A 17,367-nucleotide genomic window follows, 5' to 3' on the forward strand; every position below is an offset into this window, starting at 1 on the left:
TTCTAATTTCTGAAAAATCGTTTTAAAACTACAAAACCAAGTATTTTTTCCCATTATCAAAGTGATGTGTATTCTAAAGGCAACGTTTTTCAGTCGAGAAGTACAAGTGTTTTCACAAGAAAACTACATCTGAAGAATCTTTCGAAGAAGAAAAGTGTAGGACAGAATACATGTGCGTGTACAACAAGATCGAACGTAACGGTTGAACTGTAAAAACCAACAGGTCTTAAACCGTCTACTCAGTTCGATCAAGCAAGGTAGAAAAATCCCATAAACCACCTCCTTAAGGTAGATATTAACACAATATATAAATTTGTAAATATAATTATATTTACTTTTTATACCTATCACTTCAATTTTTATTTATTTTAACCAGTATATTCGTGATAGTGAAAAATATAGAATATCTTCAAAACGGATCCGCATGTGTAGATTCAACAGTCTAATGCTTTAATATTTACAAGCGTCACCTATAGGACAATGCCCCTTTGAAGGGTCGCATGATGGAATAGGATTTCCAATATATTACCTTGGCATATTACTTATTGCCATGAACTTCGCTTCCATTAGAGGAGACATTTCGAACTTGGTTTGTGAAACCGCACTCAGAAAGTAATCTGTTATACTTAACATTTTTTCACACCAATTCCTTTGTAACCTGTATCATTCGCTGTTCGATATGTTTATAATAAATTGAACATTTATTTCCGGTCCAGCTATTTTATAGCCTCACGTTTTTATAATAAAAAGACTGCGCCTTTAAGCTCTCTTAGGCACAGTCTTGTTTTTTGCAGTTCTATCTCCGCGAACGCCCCCGTGTCGAGCCGCCTTGCAGTCGCATTAATGGACGCAGCGCCTTCTGAACGGGACGCGGATAGCTCCCAAGTTCATCCTGACGCACGACGCGGAAAGCAACCAGTCCAACTACGAACAAGGCTACGACGACTAAAGCTACAATACCAGCTGTGAACATGTATACTAGCTTGGCCGGCAGTATTCCGACCAACTGCTCGCCCAGTTTCTCGACTCCGAAGCCGATGCCGCCGGCCAACACAACGGTGAGCAGAAAGCCCGGCCAACGATTACCGAGCACATCGAACGGAACTACCTTCTTCATGACGCGAAGATTAAGCCACGTAATGATAAGGAAGCTTATCGCTGTGCCGCCAATGATGCCGTAAATGCTGAAGAAATGAACAAGTCCAAAGCTGGCGAGCAATTTAATAATAATGCCAAGTGTTACGCTAATCATAGCGATATAAGGCTTACCAAGTCCGATCAGAATGGAGCTCGACGTCATCATCGTAATTTGAAAAATGGTTCCAAAAGTAAGCATGGCAATAATTCCCGCACCATCCAGTGTACTGAACAAGAAGCCGTTGACAGAGTATGCTCCGACCGCAAGGGCCAATACGATCGGCATGCCGCTCAGTACAGAAATACGCATCGCCAAAGAGGTCTGGCGTTTCAAATGATTCAAGTCCCGCTTGGCAAACGCCGCAGAAATGACCGGGATAAGCGAAGTGCTGAGCGCAATCGCCAAAATCGGCGGTATGCCTGCAATCGATTGTGCCCTTTGCCCGAGGATACCATATAAATGCGCGGCTTCTACCTGTCCGAGATCCGGAGCCAGCAGCGGAATCGTAATGGACGTATCGATAAAATTCACCGCAGGAACAGCCAGTGAAGACAGTACGATAGGGACTGACAAAGCAAAGATCGAACGGAAAATATCACTTAAAGGAACCTTCTTAGCCCCGGTGCGACGCGCACGGACACCTGCCTTACGGTCTGCCTGGCGCAGCTTGCCGAGGTAATACACCATAATGATGAAGGCGCCGACACTTCCCAGCACACCGCCGAAGGAAGCTGCAGCTGCCGTCCATTCCTGGGATACTCCGTTGTGCATGAGCACGAAGGCAAGTCCGATCGCGGTCACGACGCGGAGTACTTGCTCCACGATCTGAGACACTCCGCTCGCTTGCATCATGTTGCGGCCTTGCGTGTAACCGCGCATCATAGCGATGACCGGGAACAACAACAGCGCCGGCGCTAACGCACGAATGGCAAGCGCGGCTTCCGGCAACTGGATCATGTCTGCATAGAACGGTGCAAATATGAACAGCAGGGCCGTCGCGACGACGCCTGAGACTAATCCGAATAAGAGCGCCGCATAATAGACTCGCTCCGCTTCACGCACTTGGTTCAGCGCATAGCGTTCGGAGACCATTTTGCTCAGTGTGCTTGGAATACCCGCCGTCGCAACGGCAAGTATCATAAGATATACCGTCTGCGAAGCCGCGAACGATGCGTTCCCGACGGAACCTAGCATATGCTCGAGCGGCACGCGCTGGAATAAGCCGAGCACACGCGCCACTAACGTTGCAGCGGCGATGATGAGCGTTCCTTTTATAAATGATTCCTTTGCCAAACGTTTCCCTTCTTTCTTTATGCTAGCCCGTACCTCATCAGGTCATACAAGCAGGAAGAGCCTCTGTCGAAGCTCTTCTAGAGGTTGTCCAAAAAGCCCCCTCGGTGCTGAAAAGTGACCTTTTTGAACCGCTCTTCTACATTAGAACATGAACACCCAAATGAAGAACAGAATAATCATCCCAATTTGCAAAGCAAATTTAACCACGATACTTGAAAACAAACCGACGACCGCTCCAATAGCCGACTTAGCTGATTTCTCAACGTTAGCTCCTGCAATAATCTCCCCGATAAACGCGCCGAGAAGCGGCCCCAGTATGATGCCGAACGCCGGAATAACGAACGGCCCGATCAGAATTCCGACCGTACTGCCAATAATCGAAGCGCGTGATCCGCCGAACCGTTTCACGCCCCATGCATTGACGACGTAATCAGCTATGAACAACACGGCGACGATAAGTGTCTGTATCGTCCAGAACCAGAATCCGAACGGTTCGAAGCTGACGAACAAGCCATATACAAAGAAGGCTGCATAGATGGCTAATGCTCCCGGCAGAATCGGATAGATCGCACCCGCCATGCCAAGAATAAATAATGCGATCACACATATCCAAGCAAGGATGGTCATAGACAGACGCCTCTCATAGGTTTTCTACAATACATATTCCCGGATTACCTGAGCCACACCATGTTCATTGTTCGAACGTACGACGACATCCGCCGCTTTCTTTACTTCATCCTGCGCATTGCCCATGGCAACGCCAAGTCCTGCCGCTCGAATTACCGCCAGATCGTTCAAGCTATCTCCTACGGCAACCACCTGTGACATCGAAAACCCGAGCAGATCGCACACGGTCTGAATGCCCGACGCTTTACTGATGCCAATCGGATTGATCTCTATATTATGCGGTGAAGAATTGGTCAATTCCAGTCCGCCCATCGCCCGCAGCTCTTTCCATAGCTGTTCCCGAACCTGGTCATCCTCCGTAAAGTAGCCGAATTTCAGCCATTCCTCTGCGTCAATATCGGCATCCCAGTTCTCTCGATTATATTGCCGCTCTGTGGAGTAAGCCCAGAACCAAGCATCATACTGTTCTGACATCTCCACCATTTTGCTGACCGCATCGCGGTCAAGCAGGTGACGCACAAGCAGCTCATTCGAATTTTTCCATACTTCACTGCCGTTTACCGTCACCATCGGCGACTCTAACCCGAGCTCCTCTGCATAAGGCTGAGCGTTCTGAAACGCCCGTCCTGTGGAGAACATGACAATGATGCCGGCATCGCGCGCAGCATGTATCGCATCCGCCGTTTCAGTGCTGATGTTCTGATCTTCATCCAAAACCGTTCCGTCCATATCAAGGGCCAACAATGTATATTTACTCATTTCAGCATTCACTCCTAGTTCTGGCTGTCCCGCTTCAGACTCGTTGCCGTCGTTCTTGTCGAAGCTTGTATATTTGAATATGTTGAAGTTTGTCATACGTAAATTTGCATAACGACATTGTATCATAACGATGCGGCTACAACAAAGACTTCCTTCCTATTTAACTCTCTAACTAGAGGTTGCTTAGAAAGCCCCCTTTTGATCACGAAGTGGTTCTGCAGGCAGACTCGACATCGAATCTTGCACCACGTCATACGAAAAAAAGCCCCATTGCCCGAATGTATCGAGCAAGGGGCATTCCCCGTATCCAAATCATGCCTTCATTTCCGCCATCCTGCGGCGCTTACTATAGGTGCGGGTCGACACTCGGCCCCATTAAGCCGATATCATCCACATGCTCGCCGCCTTCTTCTTTGACGACGTCCGCAATCATTCCGATCGTAGGGGGCACATTCAGCTTGCTGTCCCTCACGGCAGCCTTCATGCCTTCCTCTGCCTGTTTCCCCTCGTTCGTATTGCCGCAGGCCATTAGAGCGAATACTACGCTCAGGAACAACACCGTCATAACTAATCTCTTTAACGCCGAATTCCATTTCACTGTACTTGCCGCTTTCCCCATTTTCCTAGTCATTCTACCTGCACTCTCCTATCTTTTCGGTTCCCCTAATTGTGATAATTTTGATACTCCCAAAAATTTTGTTATAGACCTTATTTTTTAAATATATGAAAAAATGTTTTACCGATGCAACTTTTTCAGCAAAAAAAAGGAAAGACTTTGTCATATCGTATGCGGACACCCCATTACTGGTGCGCTTTCCGGATAGTGGACAAAGTCTTTTTATTTTTGTTATGTCAGTATATCTGTCTTGTAGCATTGTCTTCTTTATTCATCCGCTGCTGTCTCTGATTCCGCAGCACCCGTCTTCGCCTTCTTCTTCGGCACGCCGTCCAAGCCGTATTCTTCATCGTACGCATCGAAGATTTCACGTGCGATCGGACCAGCCCCGTATGAACCGTATCCGCCTTCTGGCACGACGACGGCCACCGCCAGCTTCGGCTTATCCGCAGGCGCATACGCGATGAACACCGCATTCTCAACACGCTTCCCGCCGCCAACATCCTGCTCGGACGTACCCGTCTTGCGGTAGAACTGATAAGGGAAATCATCGAAGCCTTGAGCGCCGACCTTCAGCATCCCCTGCTCGACGACATCCCAATATGATTCATTGAATTTGGTTTCGTTCAACACCTCACGGCCGAACGTTTTGACAACTTTGCCTTCCCCATCCACAATTTTGCTGATGAACTGCGGCTTGATGCGCTTGCCATGGTTCGCGAGCGTCGCCGTATATTGCGCAAGCTGCAATGTCGTATACTTCCCTAATTGGCCAAATGAAGCACTTGCCAACGCAGACTGGGCACTATACTTTTCCGCATCGGCGATGTAGTCCTTCAGCCCGGGAATCTCTCCCGGCAAACCGCTGCCTGTCTTCACGCCGAGACCGAATGCTTCCATATATTCGTCCCATATTTGCAGACCGTTCTTGCCGTCCTTCTCCGGCATGCTGTACAATCGCTTCCCGATCATGTCGACCATAAAGGCGTTGGATGATTTCTCCAGTGCATACGCCGGCGTCATTCCTGGTCCCCAAGAACGGCGGCTCGAGTTCCATATCTTCCGCTCGTAGCCTTTACGGCCAATCTCCGCATACCCATAATCAGTATATCTGTAATATGGGCCGAAAAATCCCTCCTGCAAGCCAATGAGTACGGTTAACGGCTTCATCGTCGAGCCGAGATAGACGAGTGAGCTCGGATGCTTCATCCGCTCCTTATCATCCTCATAAGGCGCCTGCACTTCGCGAATTGCCCCGTTGCCCATAAAATACTGATTACTTCGATAATTTTCAGGACTTATCGATCCGTTCTTCCACACGTTCGTGTCGTAGTCAGGCATGCTCGCAATGGAGACCACGTTGCCTGTGTCCACTTCCATCGCGACGGCAAAGCCGGTACGGGCGTTCGGAGCCGATTCGAACCGGTTGGACGAATTGCGCAGCTTCTTCAAATGCTCCATAATCGCGGTTTCCGATCGTTCCTGAATCTCTTTATCAATCGTCAAATAGAGATCGTTGCCCCTCTGCGGCTTCGTCAATTCCATTGGACCGATAATGCGTCCAGCGACGTTGACAGGGAACTTCTTGACGCCGTTCAAGCCGCGCAGCTCGTCTTGGTACATGAGCTCAATGCCGTCGAAGCCGACATCTTCATATTCCAAATACCGCTCTTCGGTTGACAGCTCATTGCGTTTTTCATGTTTTTCCTTGTAATAGGAAGAGTCCTCGCGCACCCCTTTGAATTTCTTCAAGTAGCCCACCGTCTGCACGGCCACCGAATTGGGATCATAGTTGCGTACGCTGTCCTCGACAATGTCGATGCCTTTGAATTCCGGCTTATGCTCGAGAAAATACGCAATTTCCTTCTGCGTCAGACCGGTCTTGATGAGGCGCGGCACATATACGAAATATCTCTTCCCTTCTAAATCCATCAATTCATTATAAATGACATCTTGCGTTAACGGCTTCTCGCTCGGAGTACCGAGCCTGTTGAACACTTCGGCGAGCTGTTTTGCCAAGAGCTGCGCCTCTTCCCGGTTCTTCTGCTGAACCTCCGTCAGCTTCGCCTTCTTAGGATCCCCATAGTTCTTCTCCACATTGAAATAGAGCGACTGGGTCGCCGTAGAATACGCCACCCTTGTCTTACCGGAAGCGTCCCATATCGTGCCCCGCAGCGGCGGAATCGCCGTCTCCCGGAACCCAAGCTGCGATTCCTTCTCCTTCAGGCTTGGACCTTCTACGAATTGCAATATCGCCAACCGCACGATAAGTACGGTAAATACGACAAAGGTTATAAAAAAGAATAAGTTCAACCGAAACGAGAAATTCCGGCGGTTATGGAGTTCACGCTTCTGCGGATCATCCGCATGTGGATGACTCAAGCCTCATCATCCTTTCTTGCTTTACTTTACAATCCTGTCTATTTTACCATATCCGCTCCTCAATATTCAAAGTATCAATGCGAGGTCATATTACTGGCGGAAAGCAGCTTGTCCGGGATATGCGTCGCATCGAATTTCGGCGGATTGAACCAATCACCGGAGCTTGCCCACGTTGCATCCAGCGGTATCCAGCGTTTCTCCTCGCGCAGCCATACTTCGTTCCACGCGTGCGGGCCATAGCCGCCATTACCGTTATAGCCGAGCCCCGTCACCACTTTCACGTCGAGTTCGGCCACGCGCGCCATAACTGCATACAGACGTGCGTAGTCGATACATACGCCCTGTTTGGATGCAAACGTATCTTCCGGCCCCTGCTCCTTCCAGATGCGCTTCGTCTCATACTGACGGGCTTTATCCCAATCATACTGCACTCGACTGCCGATCCAGTCGTATAACCGGCGCGCTTTATCTTCATCCGTCGTCGCGCCACGCACAATTTCAAGCGCAGCCTGCTCGATATCGGCCGGAATTTGATTGTCGATTACCTCGTACTTCCGCTGCATTAACGCGCCTAATTCCTTCTCCACTTGAGAAGTAAACACAGGAAGCTGCTCTGCAATGAAGTCTCCGGCCAATGGCTCAATGACCCGACTGGCTACGGTGCGATATGCGGACGAAGCTTGTATGATATCACTTGCTTTTGTATCGGGCTGCAGAGTGACATAGGCGAATAGCACCAAGATGACGAAGAATGCGCGCGCTATCCCTACAGCACTGCCCAGCACGGCTCCGACAATCCAATTCACAGCCTTCTGGAGCACGTATATGATTCCTGATTTCTGTGCTTCCCCACGGCTTCCCGCTGCCGATTCAGCGCCTCCGCGTAATACGGTATGCGCTCCGATCCACGCCAATATCATCCGCACGACTAAATAGAGGAGCATGAACAGAATCGCAAAGCGCAGCAGGGCAAAATCGCGCATTCCGGTAATAAACGTATAGTACATTTGCTCCCACCAAGCCAATGAATGCGACGGAATCGTAATGTTCCACTCCACGAATTGACGCTGAACATACGGAGAGATCCATAGCACCATATGAAAGGTGATGAACAGGGACATGAACGTAAACAAAGAATCCATAACAAAGAAGAAGAGGTGACGCATGGACCCTGTAGCGCCTCTCGTCACCCCTTGCAGTACGGAGAGAATGACAATGACGAGGAGCAAGATCGTCACGGCATTCCATTCCCACACTATCCCCGAATTCATTTATTCTGTTTCGCCGCTTGAATGAATTGGCGTATCGAATCGTTCATGTCCCATTCACCTAGCGATACGCCACGGAAGGAGACGTTCACCTTGCCGCTGTTCGGCGTCCCTTTCATTTCAAGATTCGACGTCTTAATCGTATACGTCCCGTCTTCATTGGTGGTGAAGTCAGCCTGCTTCGCTTCGTCCATCATTGCCTGCACCGCTTGGTCCTTCAGCTTATCCACCGCTTCATCCGTCACCGTAGTCACGACATTGTTCACATCGTCCCATGTAATGCCGCTATATACGGCTACCGCCGCTACAATAACGACGACAAGTGCCCATTTGACCATCGTCTTCACGAAGCTTACGATGACGAACAACACGATGAGTGCGATTAGGAAGACAAGCCAATTTTGCTTTATAAATTCAAACCACATTTCCATTTGATTCACTAGGTAACCATCCTTTCCTTTGCGTCTTTGCGTATTATACATCATTCCCAATTGTTGCAACAGTAAGACCAGCAGTATGTCCGGCCAAAACTTTTGAACTGCCTTTGAAAAAGTAATAAGTTCGTCCATTTCGACGTACAAGTATACCATAGCGATCTGGAGGTGACTGATTTGCGCTCTGTGCTTTGGCTTTACTTGTTCTTATTTGTTGCATTTTTTGATCTGCATGCGCAGTATCCGATATTGACCCCGTTTGCCATTTCGTTAGGCGCGGCCCCGTCCTTTATCGGATTGATGATGGGCATGTACTCCTTTACCCATTTGCCGGGCAATGTAATGGCCGGTTACGGAATTGACCGATTCGGCAGCCGGATTTTTATTGTACTGAGCCTTATCGGTGCCGGTATCATCATGATTCTGCAAGCCCATGTCGTCAATCCGTGGCAGCTGCTCGTGCTGCGCTCGATTAGCGGGTTCGTGCTTGCCTTTCTGTCTCCGGCCTGCTTGACGTTGCTCGCCCGTATGGCGCGGGATCATGTGCAGCAAGGCAAGCTTATGGCTGGCAACGGCCTTGTACATACGCTAGCTTCCGTCGTCTCTCCGGCAGCCGGGGCCTATCTCGTCGCCAAGATAGGCTTCTCAATGGCGTTCCAAGCGCTTGGCATCGCGCTTGTCTTCGTCGGTGCGCTGGCATGGTTTTTTATCCAAGATATTAAAGAAAGCGACATGCATAAGACGCCCGCTCAGAGCGAAAACACGTCAACTCCTGTGACCGCCAACGACAAAGCGCCTGCGGTACCGTGGCGCTTCTACTTTATGCCGCTAGCTATTGCCTGCTCGCAAGGCATCTTGTTCTTCGAGCTTCCGCTTATGGCTGACGCGCTTGAGTCCATAATGAAGACAGGCATCTTATTCTCCGCTGTCAGCCTCGGCGCCTTATTCACACTCAGCCTGCTGTTCTTGAACCAATACCCTGCATTTACCCGCACATGGATGGGCGCATTCGGGTTATCGTTGCTGTTCTTCGGGCTCGCTATCCATTGGCCGATCCCGTTGATGGCAACACTGTTTTTTATCGGGATGACCAAGGGAATTATACTTCCCGCTTTATCAGCTCATTTAATACAGCTTAGCGGAGGTGTCCGCTATGGACGTATATTCTCCATCCTGTCCATCGCTTCTTCCATCGGTTCCTTTCTTGGCCCGATGCTTGCCGGACAAATACGGGACACGATTTCACCTTATTTTATCGCTTTTCTGTTTCTCATGCTGGCAGTCACGATGCTTCCAGCCAGACATCCGTTTATACCACACGGCAGGCTGCACACGCAACAGCCTCAGGCAACATCCCCGCGTACATAACAACATGAGGGACATACCGGGCGCTAACCTAAATCGGAGCGGTCTGGGTAGAAGCACAGAACACTCCGTGACATCTGACATAGTATAGCATTGTGATAACAGACTATCGACGAAAGCGGGGTGAAACGAGATGGGAAATTGTTTTGATCCATGTGGTCCTGAACCGACACCCGTAGCGCCAATCACCGCCGGTTGCGGAATAGGCTTCTGGACAGCAACAAGCACAATCCTCGTTCTGTACATCTTGCTTGTGATCATTCTCCGCGCACCATTGCTTTAATATCCTCTCGCTCTCTCCTCATGCGGCTTGTCCCCTAGGCAGGCCGTTTTTTACCATCTAGCTCTACACGCGGTCGCTCATCTTCGAAAAGCCTCGATAGAGGTTTTCTCATATGTACGAGGGTAGCGGCTGGAACGTTGCAAGGCGGGGATGGGTTTATGTTACACTAGGAGTCAAAACCGATACATAAATGAACTTTATATATTAGTAGGTGAACGCCATGGAAATTGCAATCATTGTAGAGGGAAAGAACGACCGCAGCCGCTTGCGCCGCCTCTTGAATGATGAGGTCTGCATCTTGTGCACATACGGCACATTGAATACGGAACGGACTGAAGCGCTGCACAAAGAGGCGGGGGACAAGCCGGTCTATTTGTTTATGGATAATGATGCCTCTGGCAAGCGTATACGGGGCGTGCTGCGGGATACGTTTCCCGATGCCGAACATATATATACCCGGCGTGGTTATGCGGGGGTGGAGGGCACTCCCGATGATTATTTAATCCAGCAATTAGAAAAAGCGGGGCTGGACGAATACATCATGTATCCGGACCCATCCCCGCTTGCTTGATTCATTATGCTGCTACTTCACTAAACTCATAACGTCATTCGCAATGATCTCAGGTGACGAAGTTTCACGATCATTGGCGTTGTAGTATTTGCGGATGTTGCCATCCTGATCCACCAGCGTAATGACATTCAAATGAGTAAAGTTGCCGTCCTCGTCCTTGATGACACTCGAACCGAGGGCTGGCATCATCTTGGCCACATCCGCCTCGTCACCGCGAAGGAAATACCAGCCGCTGTAGTCAGCATTGTATTTCTTAGACCATTCTTGAATCGCTTCCGGTGTGTCCCGCTCCGGATCGAACGATATGGACACAATGCTTGCATCCTTGCCAAATACGCCTTTATCCTTCAACAATTGCTGAACCTCGGACAGCATGTATGTCGTTGGCGGACACACATCCGGACAATTGGTGAAGTAGAAGTAGAACAACCGCGCTTTGCCGTTCGTATCGGCCAAGCTAACCGTGTTACCGTCTACGTTCTGCATTGTAAAATCCGGTGCCGTCTTATCCGTAAGCGGCAGTTCCGGCCCGCGAGGCCAGTACAGAATGGCCGCTACGACAGCAAATACAAGGACTAACGCCATCAGAAAAATTTGAAAAGAATACTTCTTCGCCCATTGTGACATCGCTCGATCCCCCGTTACTCTCCCATGTTCTGTAATTCTCAACTCATGAATCAGGCTTTCCCCATTGTATCCAAGATAAGAATAATCAGATGCAGCATCAATGCATTGATTGAGAAGATGAAGTTGCGCTTAGCCCACACCTCGTCATTGTTACTCCGAAGTGCTGCTATGCACAAATACAACCAAATAAGGTTAATCACAGTTCCTGCAATGCCGTAAATAAGACTAACGTAGCCGTAGGCATAAAATAACCAGGATACGGGCAAAAGCAACGCAACATAAGGAATCATCTGCCACTTCGTGCGCTTAATCCCTTTGACGACCGGCAGCAAAGGGTAGCCTGCTGCGCGATATTCTTCCACACGCCGAATACCGAGCGCCCAGAAATGAGGCGGTTGCCACAAGAACAATACAGCAAAGAACAGAACCGCTCCAATATCAACATACCCAGTAACGGCCACATAGCCGATAACCGGCGGCATCGCTCCCGAGATTCCGCCTACCGATGTACTCCATGTCGATGTCCGTTTCAGCCAGAGCGTATAGACGACGTCATATACGAACATGCCTATTAAACCGAGCCAACCTGCAAGTGGATTAATGAGTAAAAATAAACATAATAATCCCGCGATTCCCAATCCAATCGCATACCAGAGTACGACCTGAGGCTGCAATCGACCCGTAGGAAGCGCTCGGTTGCGTGTGCGTTCCATCTTCATATCGAAATCACGGTCGAAATAGTTGTTAAATACACATGAGGATGCCATAACGAGCGTCGTTCCCGCCAGCACCCACAGCAAGGTCATCCAGGGAATGTCCCATTTAGCTGCCACCCAGAAGCCCGCAAACGTAGCCAATAAATTGGAGCGTATAATTCCCGGCTTCGTTAGCAGAATAAACTCTCTCCATAATCCAACCCGCATCGGTCCCGGCGATAGCATAACGGCATCGGAAGGAGCCTGACAAGTCATTTGTTTATCCACGTGACCCTTTCCTCCTTGTTGTGTTCAGAGAAGAGCAGAAAAGTTGTGCATCTGCTGTAATTTTTATCATAGCAAAAATGTCCAGCACATGACAATGTCGTTCAATAATTTGACAAGGCCTTGACCTTTTATTCACAATGTTTATTAAGCTCCTCAAATTCCCAAATATGCAATTTCCCCCTGCCCCCTGGAATACATGCCGTAATTTCATCCCATTCACTGCTTTCTTCAAGCCGCAATTTTTTCATGCGAACATAATCCTCATGGGATGTGTTCAACCATTGTTCAACAAAAACGTTAGGTTGATCCGTTCCTTCATACAACACCGCATTCGTGTGGCTCTGCAGCTGTCTCTTTACGAGAGACAGATAGGTCTCCCGGAGCTCTGGAGCAATCCGATATTCTACAAAAATGATTCGATTCAACTTGACCACCCTTTCTTTATCTTCTTATGAACCCATGAGTCATATTTTGGAACAAAGTTGTCCACAATACAAGTGGGTGATTAATGATGGATACAAGCACACATGCCATAATCGGACTCGGATTGGCCGGGCTGTCCCAGTGGGACCCCCTCGTCGTATCGGAGCCAGCAACTGCGACTGCCGTCTTCTTCGGCGTGCTGCTCGGCTCCCAGGCGCCTGATGCCGATACGGCCCTAAAATGGAAAAGCAATATTCTCTATATTCGCCAGCATCGCGGGTACTCCCATTCGCTGCCAATGATTGCAGTATGGTCCTTCCTAATATCCGGTGTGCTGACATGGCTCAATAAAGGCGCATCCTTCACGCATGTATTGCTGTGGACAGGCTTGGCCGTGTGTCTGCATGTCCTGACGGACGTCTTCAATGCATATGGCACCCAAGCGGTCTGGCCGTTTACGAAACGATGGATATCATGGAACATCATCGCTTTGTTCGATCCGATCATTTTTTCCACGCATCTTATTGCGATCGCGCTCTGGGGATTCGGCATCCTCTCTCCACGCGTGCTGTTTCCCGCTCTATATCTGCTGCTTATCACTTACTATGTATGGCGAACCCATGTTCACCGACAAGTGGAACGACAATTGCCTCTGCTTGATAAGGAGTATGAAAAAGGAGAAATATACACGATAATTCCGACCGTAGCCCTGTCGAGATGGAATGTAGTAAAGCGGAGTCCGAACGGGTCTTTTATGATCGGCCATTGGAAGCGGGGCATTCTTCATTGGACGGAAAGAGCGGTATGTCACGATCATCCCGCCGTTGAAGCATCCAAGTCTCACCCTGCCGTGCGGGCACTGCTTTATTTCTCCAGCTATGCATGCGCTACCGTGGAGCATACCGGATACGGCTATGCCGTACGTTGGGTAGATGTAAGGTATCGCCACCGCAAGCAGTATCCATTGGTGGCCATCGTCATGATGAATTTGAAGTACGAAACATTGGACTACTTCATCGGTTGGTTAAGTCATACCCGCACCGTCAAACGATACGGATTGGAATAAAGAAGCCGGATCCGCCGGACAATGTACAGTCTACATGCTGTTTGCCGCAGGCTGATGTCAACAAACACAAACAGACGGTCCAAGGATGACCCGTCTGTTTTGCTGCGTTAGTCAAGAAGAAGTTTGTCTATTTCGATTAAAAATCTACTTTTGGGCAGGCCCCTCTTCCGTCTATAATGCTGTCCTGCAATAAATCTGTTGAAGTCCGTTATGTGATATACTGATTATGCCGTAAAGCTAAGGGAATATGACCATCATTTGCAACAATTTGTCCAATATCACGAATCAATCGCCACAAGGAGTGCTTGGGTCGCTTTAACGCTTCACAGAACTTGAACTTTCCTTAATGGTAAAAAGCTACTCCGCGCGCAGGAGTAGCCTCGAAACTTCAATGCATGCTATTAGCGATTTCCGCCGGACAATTGTTGCTCAGCCATTTGCACAAGACGCTTTGTAATATATCCACCGATGGAACCCATATCACGGGATGTGTAGTTTCCATAGTAGCCGTCTTGCGCAATCGGAATGCCCAATTCTTGAGCGATTTCGTATTTCATTTGTTGCAGTGCTGCAGTGGCTTGAGGAACGACCAAATTGTTGGAACGGGATTGATTAGACATAGGGTGAATCTCCTTTCACATTGGCGCTTCTAGTTGTGCAAGCTTGCAAACTTATTTTATCCGACCTGCGAAATGTTATACTTGTTTTCGACTCAATTTCTATCCAAAAGGAGCGATCCCCATGAGTAAAGGCTTGGCGCTATGGTTCGCCTTCTCTTCTATTGGCCTCTTGACGGCCACCGCCATCTCCTTGAGCTACAATGCATGGCTTGTCGTCTTGTTTGCAGTCTTGGCCGTGTGCAATATCGGGTTTGGCTTTGTGACGAAGGCAAGACTGCGTCGCCAATCCACATCCTCCGCGAATGAATAAACAAAAGCAAGAGTCCCTCTTCCGAAGCGAATCGCTCCTTCAAGAGGCCTCTTGCTTTATTGTTGTAGCCACACGACTATCATTCAGTCAACTGGTCGACTTACTTATTGAGGAAGCACAAATCCCATACGGCGCTTCACTTCATCAAGTGTCTTCTCTGCCACTTCCCGGGCACGTTCGGCACCGCGGCGTAGCACCTCGTGATGTTCTCCCGTACGGCGCACTTCATGATAACGGGCTTGCAGTGGTTCGATAAGCGCAGCGACTTGTTCCGCCAAATCCTTCTTGAACGGTCCATACATCTGGCCTTCATATTTCGCTTCAATCTCTGCAATCGGCACTCCTGCAGCGTGGGAATAAATACTAAGCAGGTTGCTGACTTCCGGTTTATTGACCGGGTCGTATTTGACGACAGCCTCGGAGTCGGTCTTAGCTCGGCTAATTTTCTTCCGAATGACAGCAGGGTCATCCAGCAGCGCAATGTAGCTTCCCGCATTCGGATTGCTCTTGCTCATCTTCTTCGACGCATCGTCCAATGACATAATTCGTGCGCCCACTTCCGGAGTGTAGGTCGCTGGCACGGTAAAGTAATCGCCGAAGCGATGATTAAATCGGTTCGCGATGTCGCGAGTCAGCTCCAAATGCTGCTTCTGATCGTCCCCGACAGGAACAAGGTCTGCATTGTAGAGCAAAATATCTGCCGCCATTAGAGACGGATAGACGAACAACCCGGCACCAACCGATTCCTTTCCTTCCGATTTGTCTTTGAACTGCGTCATTCGTTCCAGTTCACCCATATACGTCAACGTCGTCAACAACCATCCGAGCTCTGCATGCTGCGGCACCTGCGATTGCAGGAAAATAGCAGCCTTATTCGGATCGATGCCTGCCGCAATATACAGTGCAGCGACCGATTCCGTCTGTTCTCTCAGTGCTTCTGGATCTTGAGGGACCGTAATGGCATGCAGGTCTACGACCATGAAGAAGCATTCATGCTCATGCTGCAGCTTCACGAAATTTTGAATCGCTCCGATGTAATTGCCCATCGTTAATTGACCACTTGGTTGGATGCCCGATAATACACGTTTCATCCTGTTCACTCTCCTTTTCCTTTCAACTTCACAGCGCCAAAAAAATACAAAAAGGCCTTTCGTCAAGGGACGAAAGACCGTGGTGCCACCCTCTTTTAATTGCATCAACCTAAAGCATAAAAATAATGGGTTGCGCAAACCTCTACCCGATAACGCCGGGATGCGGCCAAGCCTACTGTCGTGCGAATATCGCACCGGTTCGGCTCAGCGCTCAAAGGTCCATTCGGCAGCTACGCCAGCACCGGTTCACAGCTTCCACCGGCTCTCTGAAGCATAACGTATCGCTTACTTGTCCTTATCATCGCTTTCAACTAGATGACGCCGCCTTAGTCAAGGCATTGCGTACTTGATTAGCCACTAGAATAGCGAAGAACTCCCCATTTGTCAATCGTCTCGTGTACATCAAGTCATATGACTTTACGGAACGGATTTGTTATTATGAATCTTAACGCAGAAGCGCTCAAACTCATTTGTATAAAGGAGCCAATACATATGTATCAGATTACGAAGGGCCAATGGAACGGTTATGACACGTTCATTATGCACAGCGACACCTTGGAAGCGACACTGCTTCCCGAGCTTGGATGCAATGTCATCCGGCTATGGGACAAAGCGGCGCAGCGCGACATCCTGCGTGCACCAGCGGAGAGCGATCTCGATTATTATATGACGAAGCCATACCATTTCGGCATCCCGATGCTGATGCCACCGGGACGGATTCGCCGGGGGAAATTCGAATACGCAGGCGTGTCGTACCAGTTTGACCAAAATACAGCGAACGATAACCATATTCATGGTCTGCACCGCTTACAGCCATGGTCCGTCATTCGCGCGGAAGCGGACGATGAGCAGGCAGTGGTCACGGCACAATTCCATACAGCAGACGATGATAATTGGATGCGTCAATATCCGACTCCGCTGGAATTTCAATTGACGTTCATCCTGCAAGGAAGCACACTATCTCAGCACTTGACGGTGACCAACATAGGAGGTCAAGCGGCACCGTTCGGGTTCGGAACGCATACTTGGTTCCTCATCGACGGCGAACCGAATCGCTGGACGCTGCAGGTTCCGGTAAGCGGTATTTATGAGCTTGATGAAGAGCTAATAACTACAGGCAACACCATACCGTTAGGCAAGAATGAACAGCTTCTTAATGGAATGAACCTGCGGGGCACTAACTTCGACACGGTATTCAGCATCGGGACGGACAAGCCGGAGGCTTGGCTGACACGGGATGACGGCTATCGCATCCGTTATGCAGGCAACCGTCCGTTCTTCAAGCACTGGGTGCTCTACACGCGTGGAGTTGCGGATGAAATCGTGTGCGTCGAGCCGTATACATGGCTGACCGATGCCCCTAACCTTCCATTTGATAATGACACGACCGGTCTAATCGACTTGAAGCCGAATGAGCCGATCACACTAGTGCTCGATCTTGAAATTCAACATCCATAATTACGAACTTTAACGATGCCAAGTCGGTCCCTCGACTTGGCATTATTTACATG

General features: G+C 49.2%; 18 protein-coding genes and 1 other annotated feature. Of the genes, 6 read left to right on the forward strand and 12 right to left on the reverse strand.

The genetic code is table 11. The features are described 5' to 3' along the window. Window positions 1–796: 796 nt before the first annotated feature. The 7 genes from LQV63_RS19490 to LQV63_RS19520 form a co-directional block, all read right to left on the reverse strand. Window positions 797–2,431: a putative polysaccharide biosynthesis protein gene (locus LQV63_RS19490; protein ID WP_233697984.1), complete on the reverse strand. Its 1,635-nt coding sequence runs from the start codon at window positions 2,429–2,431 to the stop codon at window positions 797–799. 141 nt (window positions 2,432–2,572) lie between these two features. Further along, the gene (locus tag LQV63_RS19495; RefSeq protein WP_019423788.1) at window positions 2,573–3,058 is read right to left on the reverse strand and encodes a DUF456 domain-containing protein; all 486 of its coding nucleotides are present in this window, start codon (window positions 3,056–3,058) and stop codon (window positions 2,573–2,575) included. A gap of 24 nt (window positions 3,059–3,082) precedes the next feature. Further along, on the reverse strand, window positions 3,083–3,817 hold the full coding sequence (locus tag LQV63_RS19500) for a Cof-type HAD-IIB family hydrolase (RefSeq protein WP_026011292.1): 735 nt from the start codon (window positions 3,815–3,817) through the stop codon (window positions 3,083–3,085). 346 nt (window positions 3,818–4,163) lie between these two features. After that, a complete protein-coding gene (locus LQV63_RS31835; RefSeq protein ID WP_325175906.1) occupies window positions 4,164–4,448 on the reverse strand; it encodes a metal ABC transporter substrate-binding protein in 285 nt (94 codons plus the stop codon). A 252-nt stretch (window positions 4,449–4,700) separates the two neighbouring features. Then, on the reverse strand, window positions 4,701–6,815 hold the full coding sequence (locus LQV63_RS19510; protein WP_019423792.1) for a peptidoglycan D,D-transpeptidase FtsI family protein: 2,115 nt from the start codon (window positions 6,813–6,815) through the stop codon (window positions 4,701–4,703). A gap of 74 nt (window positions 6,816–6,889) precedes the next feature. Beyond that, a complete protein-coding gene (locus tag LQV63_RS19515) occupies window positions 6,890–8,086 on the reverse strand; it encodes a transglutaminase domain-containing protein (protein ID WP_233697985.1) in 1,197 nt (398 codons plus the stop codon). Further along, on the reverse strand, window positions 8,083–8,523 hold the full coding sequence (locus LQV63_RS19520; protein WP_026011293.1) for a hypothetical protein: 441 nt from the start codon (window positions 8,521–8,523) through the stop codon (window positions 8,083–8,085). The genes LQV63_RS19515 and LQV63_RS19520 overlap by 4 nt, the downstream gene beginning before the upstream one ends. A gap of 171 nt (window positions 8,524–8,694) precedes the next feature. On the opposite strand from LQV63_RS19520, the gene LQV63_RS19525 reads away from it, so the two are divergent. The 3 genes from LQV63_RS19525 (at window position 8,695) to LQV63_RS19535 (ending at window position 10,736) form a co-directional block, all read left to right on the forward strand. Further along, the gene (locus tag LQV63_RS19525; protein WP_233697986.1) at window positions 8,695–9,885 is read left to right on the forward strand and encodes an MFS transporter; all 1,191 of its coding nucleotides are present in this window, start codon (window positions 8,695–8,697) and stop codon (window positions 9,883–9,885) included. A gap of 181 nt (window positions 9,886–10,066) precedes the next feature. Then, on the forward strand, window positions 10,067–10,165 hold the full coding sequence (locus LQV63_RS32110; protein WP_233698015.1) for a YjcZ family sporulation protein: 99 nt from the start codon (window positions 10,067–10,069) through the stop codon (window positions 10,163–10,165). Between the two features lie 220 nt (window positions 10,166–10,385). After that, window positions 10,386–10,736, forward strand: coding sequence for a toprim domain-containing protein (locus LQV63_RS19535; protein ID WP_233697987.1), 351 nt, complete (start codon window positions 10,386–10,388; stop codon window positions 10,734–10,736). 12 nt (window positions 10,737–10,748) lie between these two features. Here the strand turns inward: LQV63_RS19535 and LQV63_RS19540 are convergent, their stop codons facing one another. The 3 genes from LQV63_RS19540 to LQV63_RS19550 form a co-directional block, all read right to left on the reverse strand. Then, window positions 10,749–11,363 carry an SCO family protein gene (locus LQV63_RS19540; protein ID WP_019423797.1) on the reverse strand — a complete coding sequence of 205 codons (615 nt, stop codon included), beginning with the start codon at window positions 11,361–11,363 and terminating at the stop codon, window positions 10,749–10,751. Window positions 11,364–11,413: 50 nt separating this feature from the next. Next, on the reverse strand, window positions 11,414–12,346 hold the full coding sequence (cyoE, locus tag LQV63_RS19545; protein ID WP_233697988.1) for a heme o synthase: 933 nt from the start codon (window positions 12,344–12,346) through the stop codon (window positions 11,414–11,416). A gap of 128 nt (window positions 12,347–12,474) precedes the next feature. Continuing rightward, window positions 12,475–12,780 (reverse strand): hypothetical protein, encoded by a 306-nt coding sequence (locus LQV63_RS19550; RefSeq protein ID WP_019423799.1) that lies wholly within the window; start codon window positions 12,778–12,780, stop codon window positions 12,475–12,477. 77 nt (window positions 12,781–12,857) lie between these two features. Between LQV63_RS19550 and LQV63_RS19555 the strand changes: the two genes are divergently transcribed. After that, window positions 12,858–13,835 carry a metal-dependent hydrolase gene (locus LQV63_RS19555; protein WP_026011294.1) on the forward strand — a complete coding sequence of 326 codons (978 nt, stop codon included), beginning with the start codon at window positions 12,858–12,860 and terminating at the stop codon, window positions 13,833–13,835. A 401-nt stretch (window positions 13,836–14,236) separates the two neighbouring features. On the opposite strand, the gene LQV63_RS19560 is transcribed toward LQV63_RS19555, so the two are convergent. Next, window positions 14,237–14,455, reverse strand: a complete 219-nt coding sequence (locus tag LQV63_RS19560) for an alpha/beta-type small acid-soluble spore protein (RefSeq protein ID WP_019423801.1) — start codon at window positions 14,453–14,455, stop codon at window positions 14,237–14,239. Window positions 14,456–14,576: 121 nt separating this feature from the next. Here LQV63_RS19560 and LQV63_RS19565 point away from each other — a divergent pair, with 121 nt between their 5' ends. Then, on the forward strand, window positions 14,577–14,765 hold the full coding sequence (locus LQV63_RS19565) for a DUF5325 family protein (protein WP_019423802.1): 189 nt from the start codon (window positions 14,577–14,579) through the stop codon (window positions 14,763–14,765). 104 nt (window positions 14,766–14,869) lie between these two features. Here LQV63_RS19565 and trpS read toward each other — a convergent pair whose 3' ends face one another. Further along, window positions 14,870–15,856 carry a tryptophan--tRNA ligase gene (gene trpS, locus LQV63_RS19570; protein WP_019423803.1) on the reverse strand — a complete coding sequence of 329 codons (987 nt, stop codon included), beginning with the start codon at window positions 15,854–15,856 and terminating at the stop codon, window positions 14,870–14,872. A 62-nt stretch (window positions 15,857–15,918) separates the two neighbouring features. Continuing rightward, window positions 15,919–16,167, reverse strand: a binding site (T-box leader). 181 nt (window positions 16,168–16,348) lie between these two features. On the opposite strand from trpS, the gene LQV63_RS19575 reads away from it, so the two are divergent. After that, window positions 16,349–17,314, forward strand: coding sequence for an aldose 1-epimerase (locus tag LQV63_RS19575; RefSeq protein WP_233697989.1), 966 nt, complete (start codon window positions 16,349–16,351; stop codon window positions 17,312–17,314). Window positions 17,315–17,367 lie beyond the last annotated feature (53 nt).

The organism is Paenibacillus profundus, assembly GCF_021369635.1.
Lineage (GTDB): Bacteria > Bacillota > Bacilli > Paenibacillales > Paenibacillaceae > Paenibacillus_B > Paenibacillus_B profundus.

What these genes read in the sequence shown, in the direction of transcription:
- LQV63_RS19495 (WP_019423788.1), bottom strand. Translation starts at nt 3,058, where the DNA reads ATGACCATCCTTGCTTGGATATGTGTGATCGCATTATTTATTCTTGGC.
- LQV63_RS19500 (WP_026011292.1), bottom strand. Translation starts at nt 3,817, where the DNA reads ATGAGTAAATATACATTGTTGGCCCTTGATATGGACGGAACGGTTTTG.
- LQV63_RS31835 (WP_325175906.1), bottom strand. Translation starts at nt 4,448, where the DNA reads ATGACTAGGAAAATGGGGAAAGCGGCAAGTACAGTGAAATGGAATTCG.
- LQV63_RS19515 (WP_233697985.1), bottom strand. Translation starts at nt 8,086, where the DNA reads ATGAATTCGGGGATAGTGTGGGAATGGAATGCCGTGACGATCTTGCTC.
- LQV63_RS19535 (WP_233697987.1), top strand. Translation starts at nt 10,386, where the DNA reads ATGGAAATTGCAATCATTGTAGAGGGAAAGAACGACCGCAGCCGCTTG.
- LQV63_RS19540 (WP_019423797.1), bottom strand. Translation starts at nt 11,363, where the DNA reads ATGTCACAATGGGCGAAGAAGTATTCTTTTCAAATTTTTCTGATGGCG.
- LQV63_RS19555 (WP_026011294.1), top strand. Translation starts at nt 12,858, where the DNA reads ATGGATACAAGCACACATGCCATAATCGGACTCGGATTGGCCGGGCTG.
- LQV63_RS19560 (WP_019423801.1), bottom strand. Translation starts at nt 14,455, where the DNA reads ATGTCTAATCAATCCCGTTCCAACAATTTGGTCGTTCCTCAAGCCACT.
- LQV63_RS19565 (WP_019423802.1), top strand. Translation starts at nt 14,577, where the DNA reads ATGAGTAAAGGCTTGGCGCTATGGTTCGCCTTCTCTTCTATTGGCCTC.
- trpS (WP_019423803.1), bottom strand. Translation starts at nt 15,856, where the DNA reads ATGAAACGTGTATTATCGGGCATCCAACCAAGTGGTCAATTAACGATG.
- LQV63_RS19575 (WP_233697989.1), top strand. Translation starts at nt 16,349, where the DNA reads ATGTATCAGATTACGAAGGGCCAATGGAACGGTTATGACACGTTCATT.